Below are 18422 nucleotides of genomic sequence, written 5' to 3'. Positions count from 1 at the left end.
TGGCTTAATTGCTGAATGGCTCAATTAGAATGAAATAATAAACAGAATATTTAACTTTTGAATCTATAATAATATGGTTGACATTAAACCGGATGAAATATCGGCGATATTGCGCCAGCAGTTAAGCAATGTTGACGGAGCTGCAAGCCTGGAAGAAGTAGGTACTGTACTACAAATAGGTGATGGTATCGCCCGTGTGTATGGTCTTACAAGCGTACGCCAGGGTGAACTTGTTGAGTTCGACAATGGTGTTAAAGCTATCGCCCTGAATCTTGAAGAAGATAACGTGGGTGTGGTATTGATGGGTGACTACATGTCTATCCGCGAGGGTGACAGGGTACGCCGTACTAACAAGATCGCTTCTATCAAGGTAGGAGAGGGAATGGTAGGCCGTGTTGTGAACACACTTGGTGAGCCAATTGATGGTAAAGGACCAATAACAGGTGATCTGTATGAAATGCCATTGGAGCGTAAAGCACCGGGTGTTATCTTCCGTGAGCCGGTTAAGGAACCATTGCAGACTGGTATCAAAGCTATCGATGCGATGATCCCTATCGGCCGTGGCCAGCGTGAGTTGGTTATCGGTGACCGTGGTACCGGTAAGACCGCTATCTGTATAGATGCGATCATCAACCAGAAAGAATTTTTTGAAGCAGGCAAGCCTGTTTATTGCATATATGTTGCTATCGGTCAGAAAGCATCTACAGTTGCCGGTGTTATGAAGACATTGGAAGATGCAGGTGCTATGGCGTATACTATCATTGTCTGTGCATCTGCCGCTGATCCGGCTCCACTACAGTTCTACGCTCCATTCTCCGGTGCGGCTATAGGTGAGTTCTTCCGTGATACAGGTCGTCCGGCATTGGTTGTTTATGATGATCTTTCTAAGCAGGCTGTGGCTTACCGTGAGGTGTCATTGTTGCTCCGTCGTCCTCCGGGCCGTGAAGCATACCCTGGTGACGTATTCTATCTTCATAGTCGTTTGTTGGAGCGTGCCGCTAAGGTGATCAACAACAATGAGATCGTGAAGACAATGAACGATCTTCCGGAAAGCATCCGTCATATGGTGAAAGGTGGTGGTTCTCTGACCGCATTGCCGATCATTGAAACACAGGCCGGTGACGTATCTGCTTACATACCAACTAACGTTATCTCTATCACCGACGGACAGATATTCCTTGAGAATAACTTGTTCAACTCCGGTATCCGTCCTGCGATCAACGTAGGTATCTCTGTAAGCCGTGTGGGTGGTAACGCTCAGATCAAGGCGATGAAGAAGGTAGCAGGTACTTTGAAACTTGACCAGGCTCTTTTCCGTGAAATGGAAGCGTTCTCTAAGTTTGGTGGTGATCTGGATGCTGCTACGAAGACAGTTATCGACAAGGGTAGCCGTAACGTGGAACTGTTGAAGCAATTGCAGTACAACCCGTACAGCGTTGAAAAGCAGGTAGCTATTATCTACCTGGGTACTAACAACCTGTTGCGTGAAGTTCCTGTTAAGAACATCAAAGCATTTGAAGAAATGTTCTTACAGCAGATGGAGCAGAAGTTGTCTGATGTATTGAAGGAATTCAAGAAGGGTAACCTGCCTGAAGATGGTATCGCTAAAATGGTGAAACTGGCTCAGGATCTGATTCCTCAGTTCAAGAAGTAATATTGAAATAGTTTGAGTGATAAAAGTAAAGCCCCCGTTCATCGGGGGCTTTTACGTTATTGGGTGCCTTCACCCCTTGTATCTCAAAGAGAACCGGCTGGATTGTGCTTGTCTGAACCAGGATTTATAGGATTAAAGGAATGAGAGGGTGTGTGCCCCGATGCATTTGTAAAAAGAGAATGAAGAACATGGGCACAAATACGTTTAGAAGTAATAGATTAGAGTGCTATAAAATTCAAATATCATGAAAAAGCTGAAAATCAGTTTGTATCTGTTACTTCTATCGTGTCAAGCCTCAGCTTCTCATCTGCCCGATTTTGCCGACACCACAAGAGATAAGTACTCATTGATAACGGAACTGACCGCGATGAGAGATTTTGAAGCGATAGCTCAGCACCAAGCCAATAAGTTTTTAACTATAGCTGCGGTTGAGTTTGTAGTTATTATAGTGCTTACCGTTCTTCTTTTAAGAAAGCGTCCTAAAAAATAATTATTTCTCTCTATTCAAAATTGACAATCTCTTTCTAGTGATGGACACGTCTTATTCAGTTGGAGACAACAAGTGGTTTATAGCCGGTTGATTATTAAGATTCGATAGGGAAGAACAGCTTAAAACAGGCGCCTTGCTGTGAGTGGCCGTCGGCAACTATATAGCCCTCATGATTGGCCATAATGCGGAGGCATAGCGCCAGTCCTATACCCTTGCCATCATAGCCCGACTCTTGTTGGTGGAGGCGCTGAAAGATCTGGAACATTTTTGCAATAAACTGTTTTTCGAAACCGATACCATTATCTGTAATAATAATACGGTTAAATTTTTGCTGTTTCAGATTGGGGTTGATATCGAAGAGTTCCATACCATTGGTTACATCACTTGTGATAGATATTGCCGGTTTAGCGTCGGTACGGCTAAATTTGAGTGCATTATCCAGCAGGGCGTTAAAGAGGATCTTCAGCTGGTTCTCGAACCCATTAATGAACGGCAGGTAGCTGACGGTTACTGTAGCTCCCTTGTCGACCACTTTCTCATCAATATCGAGCAATATGAATTGCAGCATCCTGTTGAGATCCACTTCTTTCTTTACCTCGTCTACCTTGGTGAGGCTGGTTAATGATGACAGATCTGTGATGAGTGATTGCATGCGCAGTGCCGAATTATTGATACGCTGCAGGTTCTCGCGGTTGGTCTCGTCAATAAAATCAGTTTTCTGATACAGCAACATGTTGCTGAAGATCTGTATTTTTCTAAGTGGTTCCTGCAGGTCGTGTGCAGCCACAAACGCTATTTCCTGTAGCTCTTCATGTGAGCGCCTCAGGTCAATTACTTTCGCCTGTAGTTGCTCCTGGAACTTCATCCTGTTTTTCAACTCTATTATAAGCAATATCAGCAGGAATAGGGTAATGAGACAGAATAACAGTAGCAGCCATTTTATAGTACGCGTAGTAAGGGTTTCATATAGCTGCTCCTCTCTTAATCTCTTGTCTTTAAGTATGTTCTCTGAGTCATGAATTTTGCGAAGTAGCTTAGAACAATCGATCATCAATTGTCTGCTATCGAAATAGTATTTAGATAGCGTAGATGTTTTATTACTATCCACATAGGCTACGTTGTCTTTAGCCGCGGCTATTCTGGTGCTTGCGGTGGCATTAATAAGTGTTATTGTGCGCTGTAATTCAGCATTGTCTGTGGTAATCTCTTTAAGATCACGGATATTATTTCTAAGACTGTCGAAGGAGTTGTAGAGAAACCTTACATACATGGTGTCTTTGGTGATCATATATCCGCGCTCTGTGCGGTCTATATCGCGAATGCTTTTTTCCGCACCAAATATCTTTTCCAGTACAAATCCTGATTTATCTGTAAGTCGTGAAAAGTAAGTGTATTTGTTTAGTCGCTCGATAGAAAACAGTGATAATGCACCCATTATAAGAAATGAAATGCTAAAAGCACCCGCAATAATGATCAGTCGCTTTTTCATCAGTGTTCAAATCTACAGTTTGTGGAACAAATTCCTCATGAAAATATGGGATGTCTTATATGAAATAATGCAAAATGAATTGATATTATATTGTGTTATTCAATTGTATTTGATAACCAATGATATAGATGTTGTACATAATTAATTTCATGTTGTGGAGAATGTGGCTTTAACCTTGCTTTAAGGAAGGTAGTTAAATGTCAGAAGACCATGATCAGCCAGAACCAGAGCCAGAGACAAAATTTTAAAATCCTGCCACAGCAGATACAACTGCTTAACCTGTATTTTCTTAATTCCCTAGAACTGGAACAGCGTATCAAGAATGAACTGGAAGAAAATCCGTTTCTTGAAACTGCAGAGAAGAAAGATGAAGAAGATACGAAGTTGTCTAAAGATGAAATGCAGGATTATCAGGATTGGGAGGAAGTAATGTATGATGATGCGCCCAATTACAAATCTGATTACCAGAATTATTTTGATTCGGAAGTGGCGCCTAACACGCCAATAGTTAACGTCAATACTTTCAAGGAAGAAACCCATCAGCAATTGCAGATGTTGACACTTTCTGACGAGGACCGTGTAGCTGCCGAGTATATAATAGATATACTGAACGGAGAGGGTTTTATGGACAGGCCGATAGATGAAGTGGCTGAAGACATGTCATTCTACTTTCAGAAGGTAGTAGAGCCCGAAAGAGTAAGAAAGGCATTGAAGGTAGTGCAGTCGCTTGACCCTATAGGCATAGGTTCATGCAGTATACAAGAGTGCCTGCTGCTGCAGCTACATGCAATGGACGTGAGAAGGCCTGATGTGAAGTGTGCTATTAACCTGCTGCAGCACCATTATAACGACCTGATGCACCGTCAATTTGAAAAACTACATCATGCACTGAAGATAGATGATGATGAGTTGAGGACTGTTCTGAACCTGATCAGCGGATTGAAGTTTCATCCTGTTACAGAAACATCTGCTTTTGACCCTAAGAATACCATTATACCGGATTATATCATTACCAACTACGGTGGTAACATACAGGTGAATCTGTATTCAAGCCGTTCAGGATCTGTTTTTGTCAACCAGTCATTGCATGATGAACTGGCCAGCCAGATAACCAGTAAAGACAAAGGTGCCAACCAATATGTAAAAAGTAAACTGAGCTCTGCGCAATGGTTTGTAAATGCAGTGAAGCAACGCGAGGACACCATGCTGCGCATAATGAAAGGAATTGTAGCGTTGCAGCCTGAATATTTTCAGGAGGGAGATATCCGGTACCTGAAGCCAATGGTACTGCGCAACCTGGCAGACATGCTGAATATGGACATCTCTACCATATCCCGCATCACCAGTAACAAATATGCGGAAACACATTTTGGATTGATATACCTGAAGAAGCTATTCAGCGAAGGTATAGCAGACCAAAAGGGAGAAGTGATCAGTAATAAGGTGATCAGATCTGTAATAGAAGAAGCTATAAGTAAAGAGGATAAAAAGAAGCCATATACAGATCAGCAATTAGTTACAATATTGTCGGCAAGTGGGTATAATATTGCAAGGCGTACTATAGCCAAATACAGAGAGCAGTTGCAGATACCTATTGCGCAGATAAGAGCAGTATGGGCATAGTATCCATATAAGAATAAGACAAATTTTTTCATTACATTTAAGCTAGCTATAACCAATAAAGAACAATGCACAATATACTTGTAGTAGATGATGATAATGACATGTGCCTGCTGTTGAGCAGGTTCTTGTCACGTAACGGATATACTGTTGCTACGGCCAATAGTGGGCAGGATGCGATAGCCTGGATGAAGAAGAACACACCATCGCTGGTGTTGTGTGATTTCAGGCTGGATGATATGACCGGTACTGAACTGCTGGGAAAGATAAAAGAAGCACATCCCGCGGCATCAGTGATCATAATAACGGGCTACAGCGATGTAAAAGATGCTGTGGAAGTAATGAAACTGGGCGCGTTTGATTACGTGACCAAGCCGCTCTTCCCCGATGAGATATTGCTGACCATTAAGAAAGCTCTTTCGGATGAGCCTAAAGATAAAGTGGTGGCTAAGCCATCGGCAGCAGGTACAACTACCAGCAGTGCCAAGGCAAAGAATACAAACTCCGGTCAATACATAATGGGCGATAGTCCTGAGTTTGCTGTTATCATTAAGCAGATAGACCTTGTTGCGCCTACCAACTTCAGCGTTATTATATACGGTGAGAGTGGAAGTGGTAAGGAGGCAATAGCGCAACAGATACACCAGAAGAGCAAACGATCTAACAAGCCGTTTGTGGCAATAGATTGTGGTGCCTTATCTAAAGAGCTTGCCGGTAGTGAACTGTTTGGCCATGAGAAAGGTGCATTTACGGGTGCGTTGAATCAGAAGATAGGCAGCCTTGAGTTGGCCAATGAAGGAACTATATTTCTGGATGAAATAGGTAACCTGTCTTATGACATACAGGTATCGCTGCTAAGAGTAGTGCAAGAGCGTAAAATAAGGCGTGTTGGTGGTATAAAAGATATAGATCTTGATGTGCGTATACTAGTGGCCAGTAATGAGCGCCTTTGGGATGCTGCGCGGGCAGGCAAGTTCAGAGAAGATCTGTATCATAGGTTTAATGAGTTCAGTATAGATGTGCCAGCACTACGTGATCGTACCAATGATATTATGTTGTTTGCTCACCACTTCCTTAACGTTACTAATGCCGAGTTGGGTAAAAATGTAAAGGGCTTTTCTGCTGAGGTTACCAATATATTCAACAACTACATTTGGTACGGTAATCTGCGTGAACTGAAGAATGTGGTTAAGCGATCTACATTGCTTACAGATGGAGATCTGGTAGAGGCAAAGTCACTGCCGTTTGAGATAAGTAATTTCAGTAAGCTACAGTTTGAATTGCCGGCGCCGGCGGTAAAAAAGGACAATACCCAACCGGGAACCAATAACCAGGGATCATTTGAAAATAAGCTGAAGTCTGCCAATATGGATGCAGAGTATGAAGTGATACTGAATGCCCTGAAACAGGTGAATTTCAATAAGAGTAAGGCGGCAAAGCTGCTGAATGTAGACAGGAAGACACTATATAATAAGATGAAACAATTCAAAGAATTTAACGTGGAATAACCAGGTTATGTTTCTTTTAGTTGAACTAATAAATAGTAGTCATGACCCCTACAGTACCGATCATACAAGATCTTAATTTTATGCAGCATATCATGGCCGCCGGTCCGGGATATGTTGCCATAGTGCAGGAAAACGATCTAAAGATCGTTTTCGTCAATAACCTGTTCGAGCACGAGTTGGGTTATTCGAACGACGACATCAGCAAGAATGATATTTACTTTGCAGACCTTATGGATATCTATCAGCAAGACAGGCTGAAATACCATATGCAATCTGTAAAAAATGTGTATACAAGCACAGCCTACACCATTTATAAGTTAAATGGCAGGTTGAAAGGACTAAAATCTTACTACTTATTTGTGTCGCCAATTGCCGACGTAGATGGCAAATATGGTAATCTATATAAAATACTTATACAGCCGGATCTTTCAAAATGGGATCTGCCGTTTACTTCTTTTGAAACACGCGAGTTGTTTTTCGAGCATTTTCAGAGTGAAGATTTCGGCACTTTCGAATGGCTGATAGGTGTGGATAAAGCATTTTGGTCGGTAGGCGTATATCGTATCTACGAAGTTGATCCTTCTGTAGGTGATATCAATAAGCTATATGCAGGATCATTCATCCATCCCGATGACCGGGAATGGGTGGCGAAGGCCACTTCAGCAGTTTTAGAAGGCGAGGGGAAGCTGGATATAGAATTCAGGATAGTAACTGAGAATAAAAATGTAAAAATAGTACATAGCCTCGGTCGCCTGGTTAAAGATGAAGCCGGTGAACCGGTGAAATTCATTGGTAGCCTTCGTGATGTAACGCGCCAGCGCAACATAGAGGATGAGTTGAAAAGTAAAGTGGAAATGCTTTATAATTCAAATAAGGAGTTGGAAGAGTTTGCCTATGTGGCCAGTCATGACATGCAGGAGCCGCTGAGAAAAATTACTACGTTCAGCAGCAGGCTATCTGAAAAATATAAAGATGTACTGACAGGTGAGGGTGCTTTATACCTGTCAAGAATGACAGCATCGGCAGAAAACATGCGTATGCTCATTAACGACCTGCTGGAATTCTCCCGTATTTCGAATGCACAGCAGCCCTTCTCTGAGGTGGATCTGAATGTTGTAGCCAGGCAAGTGAAAATGGATCTGGAACTGGTTGTGGAGGAAACAAGCACACACCTGAGGTTTGGTAAGCTACCGGTGCTGGATGCTATTCCTACCCAGATGAAGCAATTACTGACCAATATTATTAGCAATGCCATCAAATTCCGTAAGTCAGATGCATCGCCCGTTATAACCATAGAGGCTACGGAAGCTAACCTGGTGACCAAAGCAAAGTATGAATTGAATAAAGATGAGGTATACTATAAAATAGAGATCACAGATAACGGTATTGGGTTTGAACAAGAATATGCGAATAGGATATTCAATGTGTTTCAGCGGTTACATGGCAAATCGGAATATCCGGGGTCGGGTATAGGGCTGGCTATTTGTAAGAAAATTGCAGAGCACCATAATGGTGTTATTTATGCCGAAAGTACCCTTGATGTAGGGTCGAAATTTGTTTTTATTATCCCTGAAAAAAGGAAAGCTCTATTATGAACGTGAAACACAAAACTGCCCGTATACTTATTGTTGATGACGATGAGGATGATTTCATTATCACCAGCGATTTTATACGGTCTATACCGGGTAATACTTTTATTATTGATTGGTGCCCAAATTACAACGAAGGAATAAAAAAGCTGCTGAGTGGTGTGCACGATCTTTTCTTTGTTGACTACAGGTTGGGGGCCAAATCGGGAGTTGATTTCTTAAAAGAAGCCAAGCAAAATAATTGCGACAACCCTATAGTATTACTTACCGGTAAAGGTAATTATGCGGTAGATATACAAGCCATGGAATATGGTGCTATAGACTACCTTATAAAAACGGAGCTTACGGTAGAGAAGATGGAACGCTGCATAAGATATGCGGTGGAGCGTGCGGCTACCCTGCAGGCACTGCGGGCAAATGAGCGTAAGTACAGAACCATTTTTGAGAAGTCGAAAGATGTGGTATTCGTAACTGATATTCACCTTAATTTCATTGATGTCAATTCGGCTATTTACAATCTTCTGGGTTTTACAAAAGAAGAGATGTTAGGTACCAACCTGGGAGATATTATCGATCAGTCTCAGCATAAAAAATTTCTGCTGCAATCTCTGCCACACCGACACAGTGTTAATGACTGGGAAGTATTGCTGAACACCAAAGACGGCGAAAAGAAGCAATGTACTTTGTCTGTGACAATGGAGCAGAATGAGACGGAAAGCGGCTATGTGCAAGGTATCATACACGACATTACCAATCTTAAAAAGATAGAGAAAGCAAACCTGCAGGGAGAAAAATTGGCTGCAGCAGGCAGGCTTGTGCGCACCATAGCGCATGAGGTGCGCAACCCGCTCAATAACATTACCCTGTCTATAGAGCAAATGCAGCATTATATTAAAGATGAAAGTATGGAGCTATATATGAGTATCATACAGCGCAACAGCAAGCGCATAAGTGATCTCATCAGTGAGTTGCTATACACATCTCGCCCGGCTGAAAATACGCTACAGCGCGAGGTATTGCAGAATGTGCTTGATGATGTGATCTCAGCATCGATAGACCGCATTACGCTTAAAAACATGAAGCTGCATGTGAACTATCCTGACGAGATGCAGGAGATAATGGCCGACCGAGAAAAGCTGAAACTGGCGCTATTGAATATTGTTATCAATGCAATAGAGGCAATGGCTGAAGGGGAAGGTATGTTGGTGATCAATATTGACCACAACGATAAATATGCTATTCTTACTATTACAGATAATGGTGCGGGCATAAGCGAGGAGAATATATCCAGGCTATTTGAGCCTTACTTTACCCAAAAGAGGAATGGGGTAGGTCTGGGGCTGACGTTTACCCTGAATATACTACAGGCGCATAAAGCTATTATAGAGGTTACATCAGAATTGGGTAAAGGAACAGTGTTTACTATCAGCTTTCCGCTGGCCGGGTAAATGTTCTTTTAGTTATGTGCATTACCATACCTTATACCAATGCCAGTTGCATATCAAGATCGTTGAGGCTAATGGGCTTTTCCAGTACTTTATATCTTGTATGCTCCGGCATAACAGGTATCTCAGGGTGAAAGGCACTTATTAGTACTATGTAAGTAGAGGGGTAAGAAGTAGCAAAGCTTGCGGCATTGCTCCAGCCGATACCATCGGGTAAATTATTATCAAGGAAAAGTATATCGGGCCTTACTTCATTCAATATTTTCTTGCCTTCAGACAAGGTATGTGAGAGGAAGACATTATAATGTTTTCGTATAAAGTAATCTTTTAGTAAAAGACACAGATCCGTTTCATCATCTATTATTAGTATTTTTTTCTCAACTGACATATTATTGCTGTTAAAACCAGATTATCATTCACTGCCCAATTTCACAACACTTTAAAATAATGATTTTCAGGTAGTTCTATTTTTATATTATCTGATAATTTTCTTTCGTAGTTGTTAGAGTAACTATTTGTGTTCAAAAACAATGCCATTACACTAAGGAGAGATGGAAGTGTGTATCCAGTAGCTTCTTAGTACGGCAACTGTCTTGATCAAATTCTCAAAACTATTTGGTTTGGTTATATAAGAATTAGCTCCCAGTTCATAACACCGCCTCATTTCCTGCTCATTATTAGTGGTGCTGAAAATAATCACGGGAATTTTCTTGTAAAGGGGATTGCTTTTTAATTCTTTTAATACTTCCCTGCCGTCCTTCTTAGGCATATTTAAATCAAGAAGAATAAAATTCGGCATTTTATCGGCTTGCCCGTTTTGGGATTGCGTATGCAGATACTCCAGCACCTCTACCCCATTTTCTACGAAATGTAGCTTGTCTTTATACCCATTTTCCTCAAATGCAGTTTGCAACAAAAACCGGTCATCCGCGTCATCTTCTGCAATCAGGATAAATATCTCTTCCATTGGCTTTACTGCTGTTAAATAAAGGTATATAAAAATATTGTTTCAACGTGTATTATTGGCCATGTTGTTGGTCGTTTTAAACATTTGTTCCCGCAAATATCTCTGTTACAGAAATTTATCCGAGGCCGGATAATTATGAACGTAAAAAAGAGAGGCCAGGATCAGTGAATGTGGCACTGACCGTTACGGGCTATAGGTGTGCCACGGCATGATGTTAGCTGCTTTGGGATTGTATTTTAAAAAGAACAATCATGAAAACGCAAACAGAAAACAAAGAACAGCTGAATAAGCAAGGGACGACTGAAACAGGCTATGTGCCGCAGCAACAGGGCGCGAATCAACAGCCTGACAGGGATAGGGTGCCTAGTGGTACACAGACCGACTACCGGGAAAGAACCACCCGTGGCAGCAGTGTGATTAAATCGGCAGGAGCGGGCGAAAATAACGAGGAGATCTCTAACCGGAACGAAGAAGGTGAAACTGCCGATGAAGAAATGGATGAGACACTTGAAGAAGATGACGATTGGGACGAAGAAGACACCATGAGTGACGACGACCAGGCGGAAGCAGATGAGCGCGCCTGATATGCAGCTATGTTATCTGATAATAAACATTGCCTGGTAATAGACCAACAAACAAAAGCCACCTGTAAGGGTGGCTTTTAAATATAGTTTATAAGTCCTGGGGGCTATAGATGTTCCCTTGGGCTTAGAGGGGCGGCTATTTTACTTGATCTAAATAGTCTTTCACCTTATCTTTATGCACCATACCTTCTTTAAAAGTATATGCTCCGGTCTTAGGGCTGCGTACTGCCTTAATTACTTTAGTGTAATTTTTAGCTTCTGCTGCCGCTTTCGGGTCTTTCTTTATCGCGGTTTTAGCTGCTTTTGCCATCGCTTAAATATTTTAAATTGATTACTTAATTTCTTTGTGTACTGTTACTTTCTTAAGAATAGGATTGTATTTCTTCAACTCCAGGCGTTCTGTAGTTGTTTTCTTATTCTTAGTAGTAATATAACGGCTGGTTCCGGGCATTCCGCTGTTTTTATGCTCGGTGCACTCCATTATAACTTGAACGCGGTTTCCTTTTTTAGCCATTTTTTAAGCTTTGAATTATTTAACGTAACAAAATTATAGTTTAATACCTTTTTCGCGAAGTTCGCTCAACACTACATTCAATCCGTTCTTGTTGATAGTGCGGATAGCATCTGTAGTTAATTTTAAGGTGATCCAACGGTCTTCTTCAGCTATGAAGAAACGCTTAGTCTGCAAATTAGGGAAGAAACGACGTTTCGCCTTTTTATTAGAGAAAGAAACTTTATGACCTACAACAGGTTTTCTACCCGTTACCTGACAAACACGTGCCATGATTTTTAATTTTTTTAGGACTGCAAAGGTAAGTAAAAAAATATCAATAAAACCGCAACCATGAAAAATAAAATTTTATTCTCCGCTATATATGGTTGAACGGGATGCAAATGTAAGAAAAATATTCAATAACCATCAATGAAATTCAGAAAGGGCAAAAAGAACCGGCAACGGTGCAAATATACTTTGGTTATCCGGCCTGAACCAGCGTTGTTTTCCTCCTGCTTTCAATAAGCCATATGCAACCAACACCCAGCGTGTAAGCCAGCATATCGCCCCACGAAAAGCCGCTCCCAAGTATCCATTGGGCGGGGCGGGAGTGCTGCAAGCCAAAGTGCACTATGAGATGAAAGTACTGTGTTACCTCTATTATATAAGCAATGAACAGCACGGCAATAGCCATAATACGGTAACCGGCTTTTATAAAGCTTTTCAAGCCGCAATACATTAGCATCACCACCAGGAAATCGCCAAATGTGGGGCGAATGAAGTCGTCGTGCATAAATGCTGCTATAAATACTTCGGTAATAAACAGGACTGTTGCCCAAAGGAAATATTTCAAATTGAAAGTCATAAAAGTACTTTGTATTTCAAAGTTAATCTAAAAAATGAAATAGAAAGAGAAATGATCAATGGAAGCAAAAGAAATGTTGAAAGGATCGAATAGTAGGTGCGGGTTTATGCTTTCTCTTTAGGCGGAGTCAGTTTTAATGTTCTCATCATTGGAGCGGCTAAGTATGTGAACCCTACAACTGCCAGCGTCATACATCCACCAAAGACCACAGCCGGTACCGTACCCATCCACCTGGCGGTAATGCCGCTTTCCATAGCGCCCAGTTCATTAGAAGAACTGATGAACATGGTATTTACAGCAGCTACCCGGCCACGCATATTGTCGGGGGTATACAGCTGTAGTACGGTACTGCGAATGACCACACTAACCGCATCGAACATGCCACCGAGTAACAACATAAAGAATGCGAGCAGGAAGGCCCACGATATATTACAGCCGAATACAGTGCCCAATATAGTAGTATCGGCGATATTGCCGCACAGGCCAAATAATATAGTAGTAATGCCAAATCCGGCTATAGATAACAATAGTTTTATGCCCGGTTTCTTTTTCAGCGGCATGAACGATAGCAGCATCAGCATGGCTATTGAACCAATGCCCGGCGCAGCGCGCATCCAGCCAAAACCAACTTCGCCTGTCTTTAATATTTCATTAGAGAATACGGGGAGCAGTGCCACAGCGCCGCCAAACAATACCGCAAACATATCGAGCGACAAGGCTGCCAGTATTAGCTGTGTACTGAAAACAAAGCGCAGGCCTTCACCAAGGCTTTTTAGGATCGGTTCTTTTTCTTTCTTTAGTATGGCCTGCACAGGTATAGTAATAATGGCGAAAAGGGAGATCAGTTCAATTGCCCCCACACTAATAAGACTACCATGAAAACCTGACGCGGCGATAAGAAACCCACCCAGCAGCGGCCCAATGACAAAGCCTGACTGCCATGCAGTACTGCTCCAGGTCGTCGCATTTGCATATAGTTTGCGGGGAAGTATCATACCCATGAGGGCAAATGACGCCGGGCTAAGAAAGGCTCTCAGCGCGCCACCAACAAATATGCCCGCATAAATGAGCCAGATGATATAGTGCCTGGAGATAACTGTATGTGCCCCCGGCCAAGCGAGCGACATGAAGAAGACAGTAAGTAAAAGGTAGCCGATGATACATTTTAATATGAGCCCCTTTTTTTCCAGCAGGTCTACAAAGTGGCCGGAGAATAGTGAAAAGCCTATGGCGGGTATCACCTCCCATAAACCCATAAGGCCAAGTACCAGTGCATCTCCTTTTTTTGTAACAGGGTTGTAGGTAAGCTGGTAAACAAAGTAGCTGACTATGGTGCTCTGCATATTCAGCGCCAGTATTATGGTGAATCTGAGGAGCAGGTAGCGGCGGAAAAGTTGAAATCTGAGGGCCTTGTTTCTTAATAATAGTAGTAAAGAGAGGAAGTATGTTTTCTCCTGTATGGGGTTTGTGATCGCTTTTCTTCTGGTCAGTCTCTTGATTACCGGCTTCAACAAGGAGAATTTTGTTGCGGCAAATTTATTGCTTAGGAACGATAATCAGATATTAACCGCTATTTTTGTTTCTCCCCGATGAACAATATTGGACAAATAGTAATAACCAGCATAGTACAGGCCCTACAGGAACTGAGGGTAAATAAATTGCGTACTTTTTTATCTCTGCTGGGGATCACTATTGGTATCTTCTGCATTATTGCTGTGCTTACCGCACTGGATAGTGCCAGGGGCATGATACAGAAGAATGTAGAAACCCTGGGCAGCGATGTGCTCTACGTGGGCCGCTGGCCATGGCCGGGTATGGAAGACGGGGAATATAAATGGTGGGAGTACTGGCGCCGCCCAAGCATGACAAAGACCGAAGTATATGCTATAAACGGGCAGATACGCAACCTGGCAATAACCACACTATGCCTGCCGGTAAGGAACCTTACAGTAAAATATAACGATGCCGAGCTGAGCAGCATAAGAGCTTATACTATCAATACAGATTTTGATAAGATCCAGAATATAGAATTGGCACAGGGCAGGTATTTTACTGCGTCAGAACTGGAGGGTGGTAATAACTCAATTGTGCTGGGTAGTGAAGTCGCGCTTGGGTTGTTTCAAAGAGGGGTGAGTCCACTTGGTAAGTCTATTACTGTTATGGGGCGTAAGTTTACTGTAATTGGCGTGATGAAGAAGGTAGGGCAGAACATGGCCGACTTTGACTTTGACAATGGCATGTTGTTCTCTTACAATACCGTTTCTGCTCTTATTGATGTAAAGTCGCTGCAGTATGAGCCGCGCCTGATGGTGAAACCCTATAACAAAGCCAATCTTGCCGAGGTTAAAGATGAGGTGACAGGAGTCATTCGGCGCCTGCATAAGATAAAACCCGATCAGCCCAATGATTTTACGGTCAATCAACTGAGTGGGATATCTAAGTTGCTCAACAGCATGTTTGATAAGATCAACATAGTAGGATATGTGATAGGCGGATTTTCCCTGTTGGTAGGTGCCTTTGGCATAGCCAATATCATGTTCGTAACCGTAAAGGAGCGGACCAAAATAATAGGATTGAAGAAAGCCATTGGCGCCCGCAGGGCTTCTATATTGACTGAGTTTCTATTGGAGTCGATAGTGTTGTGCCTTATAGGCGGACTGATTGGAATATTGATCGTTCTTTTATTAAGTTTGCTGGTATCGAAGCTGGCGGATATTGATGTTGTTTTGTCGATAGTTAATTTTTCAATAGGGGTAGGTATATCTATCATAGTTGGTGTTATATCAGGCATTATTCCGGCTATCAGAGCCTCTGATCTGGATCCTGTTGTAGCGATACGGTCAAATTGATTTGATTATTATGAAGAAGAAAAAGGTAGAAATACTGGATAAAGAAAGGATAGCGCATAAGCTGCGCAGAATGGCCTATGAGATATGGGAGCATAACAGCGACGAGCAGGATCTGACATTGGTAGGTATAGAAAGCGGTGGTAAAGTTATTGCGGATAATCTTGCCGTATTGCTTCGCGAGATCAGCCCGCTGAAGGTAGAAGTGATCTCTGTTACTATTAATAAAAAGAAGCCGCTTAATCACGCACTGGAGATAGACAAAGATCTTACCGGCAAGTCTGTAATATTGGTAGACGATGTGGCCAACTCTGGTAAAACGGTCACTTACTCGCTACACGCCATCCTCTCTTATGATCTAAAGAAAGTGATGGTAGCTGTGCTTGTAGACCGCCGTCATAAATCATTCCCTATAGCTTCTGATATTGTAGGACTTTCTATAGCCACTACATTACAAGAGCATATAGAAGTGGAAATAGAAGATGGACAGGTAACGTCTGTTTATCTGCAATAACAAATAAATATACTAACACAAATTAGCCCTGAAAGGGCGACATAAATAGCGAGGGGTTTCAACCCCTCGCAGAACAAACGAAAAAGGGGTAGCCCTGAAAGGGCGACATAACAATATAGAATAACACCTCGCTTTACCATGATTGCCGACTGGCTGGTTTGGAGATGCGGCGTGAGGCTAAACACACAAACAACACACGAATGTCTTTTACACTAGTTATACATGGCGGCGCGGGCAACATAACCCCGGCTATTATGAATGCGGAACAGGAACAGCAGTACACCGAAGGCCTGAAAGCCGCTCTGGATGCCGGTTATGATGTGCTGAAAAGCAATGGCACAGCGCTGGATGCAGTTGCTGCATCTATAGCAGTGATGGAAGACAACCCGATATTTAATGCAGGTCGCGGATCGGTATTTACTAAGAAGGGACTGAATGAAATGGATGCTGCCATAATGGATGGCAGTAACCTGGCTGCAGGTGCAATAGCAGGTGTGCGCCATGTAAAGAATCCTATAATGCTGGCTAAGGAAGTGATGCTGCATAGCGGTCACGTATTCCTTAGTGGCGCCGGTGCATCAGACTTTGCCCGCAACCAGGGTATACAGATGGAACCAGATAGTTACTTCTTTAACCAAAGCCGCTACGACCAGTGGGTAGAGATACGCGATACCGACTTTACTCAGCTGGATCATAAGGGTGACAACCTGAAAGGTAGTGCAGTACCTAATACAGGACATAAGTTTGGTACGGTTGGTGCAGTGGCCTGCGATATGTATGGTAACATAGCCGGTGGTACCTCTACCGGTGGTATGACCAACAAGCGTTTTGGTCGTATTGGTGACAGCCCGGTAATTGGTGCCGGTACTTATGCCAACAATGCTACCTGCGCTATATCATGCACAGGTCATGGTGAGTTTTTTCAGCGTGCGGTAGTTGCTCATGATATCAGCTGTCTTATGGAGTATCGCGGTCTTTCATTGCAGGAAGCATGTAATGTGGTGATCAAAGATAAGCTGGTAAAGATGGGTGGTGAAGGTGGACTGATAGCTGTAAATGCGAAGGGCGAATACGAATTCTGTTTCAACTCAGCCGGCATGTATCGTGGTATGCGCAATAGTGAGGTGAAGGAGATAGTGGCATATTATGGGATGTAAAAAATAAAGTAATAACAATTATACAATGCCTGCTGTCGGTCTTTGCCAACAGCAGGCATTTCTTTTTGATCCGCGTCAGGGTTTTACTGCAATGCCCAGAAACAGTCCTGATAGATAATTTGTTTGAACGAGACTACCAGACGGATCGATTTGCAGTACTGCGCTGCTGTCGGAAGACCACGTAATGGAACTTCCGGTAACAGTGTATTTTTGATTTGAAGCAATATACCGGTTATTACATTGATCGAAGGTTGATGAAAAATATCTGCCGATGGTTATTGGGGAAGTACTCACAGTTGATGATCCGCCGGCAGGATCTATCCGGACAAAATAGAGCAGTGTTTGCGCAGGGTTAAGGAGGTGTCTGAATGCATAAAGCATATGGTCTGTATTGCTGTATTCAATGGCATCTAGTAGTTGCGACGACTGGGAGTCGACCATACTAAACGTAGCCGCCCCGGGCGCAATTTTCAGCACTCTGTAACAAGATGGTGTATAGAAGTTGGCCGCGACATACAAGGTGCCGGTTGTTTGGTCTACCGTTGCAGAGCTATATCTAACCTCTTCATTAGCAAGCTGGGCAATTGGTGTGTATGAAAAACTACTTCCAGATGTTGTTATTTCTACCAGGGTATCTGCCAGTCCATGATTTAGTGCCAGTAATTTGTTGGTCACTGCATTATAAACAAGGCTTTCAAATACTACAGAATCTGTGATGCATTGATAAATAGAAACTACCCCGCTCGATGTAATTTTACATAGCCTGGGATGTGACCCCGAGTCTATAAATGTATAATAACAATTGTCGGAAGTGTTGTATGCGCCCTGATAGTGCTCTCCTGATGTTTTTCTGTTTATCGATCGGGATAAAGATGCAAGGTTGCCGGTAACCCCACCCGGAAGATCTATTGTGCCTATTCCATACGTGCTGAATAATGCCGGATAAGCAGTGCCGGTATCGGGTAGCGCATTGTAGCCAATCAATGTAACGGGACAAACAGGTGTTGTGGGTCGGTGTTTCTTACAAGATAACGTTAACAGGAGTAAAACAGGAATAATAACGGCGTACTTCATAGTGCGGTTAGTGATTGTATTTTATACTAACGCAGAGAACCGATTTTTCTTATATGGCCTGACTTGCTTTAATAGAAAAAGTGTTAAACAAATTAGAAATTATTTAAGAGGGTTCTTCGGTAACTTA

At 42.5% G+C, this 18422-nt stretch carries 19 protein-coding genes; 10 read left to right on the top strand and 9 right to left on the bottom strand.

What is annotated here, in order from left to right; all coding sequences use genetic code 11:
- The first annotated feature begins 73 nt into the window (after positions 1 to 73).
- Complete coding sequence (gene atpA / locus CJD36_RS06555) at positions 74 to 1654, top strand: F0F1 ATP synthase subunit alpha (protein ID WP_105038336.1); 1581 nt, start codon at positions 74 to 76, stop codon at positions 1652 to 1654.
- 244 nt (positions 1655 to 1898) lie between these two features.
- Positions 1899 to 2144 (top strand): hypothetical protein, encoded by a 246-nt coding sequence (locus CJD36_RS06550; protein ID WP_105038335.1) that lies wholly within the window; start codon positions 1899 to 1901, stop codon positions 2142 to 2144.
- A gap of 94 nt (positions 2145 to 2238) precedes the next feature.
- Here the strand turns inward: CJD36_RS06550 and CJD36_RS06545 are convergent, their stop codons facing one another.
- Positions 2239 to 3633, bottom strand: coding sequence for an ATP-binding protein (locus CJD36_RS06545; RefSeq protein WP_105038334.1), 1395 nt, complete (start codon positions 3631 to 3633; stop codon positions 2239 to 2241).
- A 210-nt stretch (positions 3634 to 3843) separates the two neighbouring features.
- Here CJD36_RS06545 and rpoN point away from each other — a divergent pair, with 210 nt between their 5' ends.
- The 4 genes from rpoN to CJD36_RS06525 all read left to right on the top strand — a co-directional run bounded on the left by rpoN (position 3844) and on the right by CJD36_RS06525 (position 9798).
- On the top strand, positions 3844 to 5256 hold the full coding sequence (gene rpoN, locus CJD36_RS06540) for an RNA polymerase factor sigma-54 (protein ID WP_105038333.1): 1413 nt from the start codon (positions 3844 to 3846) through the stop codon (positions 5254 to 5256).
- A gap of 65 nt (positions 5257 to 5321) precedes the next feature.
- The gene (locus tag CJD36_RS06535; protein ID WP_105038332.1) at positions 5322 to 6761 is read left to right on the top strand and encodes a sigma-54-dependent transcriptional regulator; all 1440 of its coding nucleotides are present in this window, start codon (positions 5322 to 5324) and stop codon (positions 6759 to 6761) included.
- A gap of 41 nt (positions 6762 to 6802) precedes the next feature.
- Complete coding sequence (locus CJD36_RS06530; protein ID WP_105038331.1) at positions 6803 to 8356, top strand: sensor histidine kinase; 1554 nt, start codon at positions 6803 to 6805, stop codon at positions 8354 to 8356.
- Complete coding sequence (locus CJD36_RS06525; protein ID WP_105038330.1) at positions 8353 to 9798, top strand: ATP-binding response regulator; 1446 nt, start codon at positions 8353 to 8355, stop codon at positions 9796 to 9798. Before CJD36_RS06530 ends, CJD36_RS06525 begins: the two co-directional genes overlap by 4 nt.
- Positions 9799 to 9829: 31 nt before the next feature.
- Here the strand turns inward: CJD36_RS06525 and CJD36_RS06520 are convergent, their stop codons facing one another.
- Together CJD36_RS06520 and CJD36_RS06515 are read right to left on the bottom strand one after the other, a co-directional pair.
- Positions 9830 to 10183 carry a response regulator gene (locus tag CJD36_RS06520; RefSeq protein WP_105038329.1) on the bottom strand — a complete coding sequence of 118 codons (354 nt, stop codon included), beginning with the start codon at positions 10181 to 10183 and terminating at the stop codon, positions 9830 to 9832.
- Between the two features lie 153 nt (positions 10184 to 10336).
- Entirely contained in the window at positions 10337 to 10762 is a 426-nt protein-coding gene (locus CJD36_RS06515; protein ID WP_105038328.1) for a response regulator, read from the bottom strand.
- Between the two features lie 251 nt (positions 10763 to 11013).
- Here CJD36_RS06515 and CJD36_RS06510 point away from each other — a divergent pair, with 251 nt between their 5' ends.
- Positions 11014 to 11346, top strand: coding sequence for a hypothetical protein (locus tag CJD36_RS06510; RefSeq protein ID WP_105038327.1), 333 nt, complete (start codon positions 11014 to 11016; stop codon positions 11344 to 11346).
- Between the two features lie 136 nt (positions 11347 to 11482).
- Here CJD36_RS06510 and CJD36_RS06505 read toward each other — a convergent pair whose 3' ends face one another.
- The 5 genes from CJD36_RS06505 to CJD36_RS06485 all read right to left on the bottom strand — a co-directional run bounded on the left by CJD36_RS06505 (position 11483) and on the right by CJD36_RS06485 (position 14218).
- A complete protein-coding gene (locus CJD36_RS06505) occupies positions 11483 to 11656 on the bottom strand; it encodes a DUF4295 domain-containing protein (protein WP_105038326.1) in 174 nt (57 codons plus the stop codon).
- Between the two features lie 21 nt (positions 11657 to 11677).
- A complete protein-coding gene (gene rpmG, locus CJD36_RS06500) occupies positions 11678 to 11860 on the bottom strand; it encodes a 50S ribosomal protein L33 (protein WP_105038325.1) in 183 nt (60 codons plus the stop codon).
- A gap of 33 nt (positions 11861 to 11893) precedes the next feature.
- Entirely contained in the window at positions 11894 to 12130 is a 237-nt protein-coding gene (rpmB, locus tag CJD36_RS06495; protein ID WP_105038324.1) for a 50S ribosomal protein L28, read from the bottom strand.
- Positions 12131 to 12320: 190 nt separating this feature from the next.
- A complete protein-coding gene (locus CJD36_RS06490; RefSeq protein ID WP_105038323.1) occupies positions 12321 to 12704 on the bottom strand; it encodes a ribosomal maturation YjgA family protein in 384 nt (127 codons plus the stop codon).
- Positions 12705 to 12808: 104 nt separating this feature from the next.
- On the bottom strand, positions 12809 to 14218 hold the full coding sequence (locus tag CJD36_RS06485) for an MFS transporter (RefSeq protein WP_205685565.1): 1410 nt from the start codon (positions 14216 to 14218) through the stop codon (positions 12809 to 12811).
- Positions 14219 to 14293: 75 nt separating this feature from the next.
- Between CJD36_RS06485 and CJD36_RS06480 the strand changes: the two genes are divergently transcribed.
- The 3 genes from CJD36_RS06480 (at position 14294) to CJD36_RS06470 (ending at position 17221) form a co-directional block, all read left to right on the top strand.
- Positions 14294 to 15553 carry an ABC transporter permease gene (locus tag CJD36_RS06480; protein WP_105038322.1) on the top strand — a complete coding sequence of 420 codons (1260 nt, stop codon included), beginning with the start codon at positions 14294 to 14296 and terminating at the stop codon, positions 15551 to 15553.
- Positions 15554 to 15563: 10 nt separating this feature from the next.
- Entirely contained in the window at positions 15564 to 16064 is a 501-nt protein-coding gene (locus CJD36_RS06475; RefSeq protein WP_105038321.1) for a phosphoribosyltransferase family protein, read from the top strand.
- 200 nt (positions 16065 to 16264) lie between these two features.
- A complete protein-coding gene (locus tag CJD36_RS06470; RefSeq protein WP_105039032.1) occupies positions 16265 to 17221 on the top strand; it encodes an isoaspartyl peptidase/L-asparaginase family protein in 957 nt (318 codons plus the stop codon).
- A gap of 75 nt (positions 17222 to 17296) precedes the next feature.
- Here the strand turns inward: CJD36_RS06470 and CJD36_RS06465 are convergent, their stop codons facing one another.
- Entirely contained in the window at positions 17297 to 18295 is a 999-nt protein-coding gene (locus tag CJD36_RS06465) for a hypothetical protein (protein ID WP_133162525.1), read from the bottom strand.
- Positions 18296 to 18422: the final 127 nt, after the last annotated feature.

Source organism: Flavipsychrobacter stenotrophus (assembly GCF_002954265.1).
GTDB lineage: Bacteria > Bacteroidota > Bacteroidia > Chitinophagales > Chitinophagaceae > Flavipsychrobacter > Flavipsychrobacter stenotrophus.
This window is presented reverse-complemented; position numbering and strand designations above follow the sequence as displayed.

Bases quoted from the DNA above. Each gene is read 5' to 3' on its own strand.
- atpA (WP_105038336.1), top strand. From the start codon at position 74: ATGGTTGACATTAAACCGGATGAAATATCGGCGATATTGCGCCAGCAG.
- CJD36_RS06550 (WP_105038335.1), top strand. From the start codon at position 1,899: ATGAAAAAGCTGAAAATCAGTTTGTATCTGTTACTTCTATCGTGTCAA.
- CJD36_RS06545 (WP_105038334.1), bottom strand. From the start codon at position 3,633: ATGAAAAAGCGACTGATCATTATTGCGGGTGCTTTTAGCATTTCATTT.
- rpoN (WP_105038333.1), top strand. From the start codon at position 3,844: ATGATCAGCCAGAACCAGAGCCAGAGACAAAATTTTAAAATCCTGCCA.
- CJD36_RS06535 (WP_105038332.1), top strand. From the start codon at position 5,322: ATGCACAATATACTTGTAGTAGATGATGATAATGACATGTGCCTGCTG.
- CJD36_RS06530 (WP_105038331.1), top strand. From the start codon at position 6,803: ATGACCCCTACAGTACCGATCATACAAGATCTTAATTTTATGCAGCAT.
- CJD36_RS06525 (WP_105038330.1), top strand. From the start codon at position 8,353: ATGAACGTGAAACACAAAACTGCCCGTATACTTATTGTTGATGACGAT.
- CJD36_RS06520 (WP_105038329.1), bottom strand. From the start codon at position 10,183: ATGTCAGTTGAGAAAAAAATACTAATAATAGATGATGAAACGGATCTG.
- CJD36_RS06515 (WP_105038328.1), bottom strand. From the start codon at position 10,762: ATGGAAGAGATATTTATCCTGATTGCAGAAGATGACGCGGATGACCGG.
- CJD36_RS06510 (WP_105038327.1), top strand. From the start codon at position 11,014: ATGAAAACGCAAACAGAAAACAAAGAACAGCTGAATAAGCAAGGGACG.
- CJD36_RS06505 (WP_105038326.1), bottom strand. From the start codon at position 11,656: ATGGCAAAAGCAGCTAAAACCGCGATAAAGAAAGACCCGAAAGCGGCA.
- rpmG (WP_105038325.1), bottom strand. From the start codon at position 11,860: ATGGCTAAAAAAGGAAACCGCGTTCAAGTTATAATGGAGTGCACCGAG.
- rpmB (WP_105038324.1), bottom strand. From the start codon at position 12,130: ATGGCACGTGTTTGTCAGGTAACGGGTAGAAAACCTGTTGTAGGTCAT.
- CJD36_RS06490 (WP_105038323.1), bottom strand. From the start codon at position 12,704: ATGACTTTCAATTTGAAATATTTCCTTTGGGCAACAGTCCTGTTTATT.
- CJD36_RS06480 (WP_105038322.1), top strand. From the start codon at position 14,294: ATGAACAATATTGGACAAATAGTAATAACCAGCATAGTACAGGCCCTA.
- CJD36_RS06475 (WP_105038321.1), top strand. From the start codon at position 15,564: ATGAAGAAGAAAAAGGTAGAAATACTGGATAAAGAAAGGATAGCGCAT.
- CJD36_RS06470 (WP_105039032.1), top strand. From the start codon at position 16,265: ATGTCTTTTACACTAGTTATACATGGCGGCGCGGGCAACATAACCCCG.
- CJD36_RS06465 (WP_133162525.1), bottom strand. From the start codon at position 18,295: ATGAAGTACGCCGTTATTATTCCTGTTTTACTCCTGTTAACGTTATCT.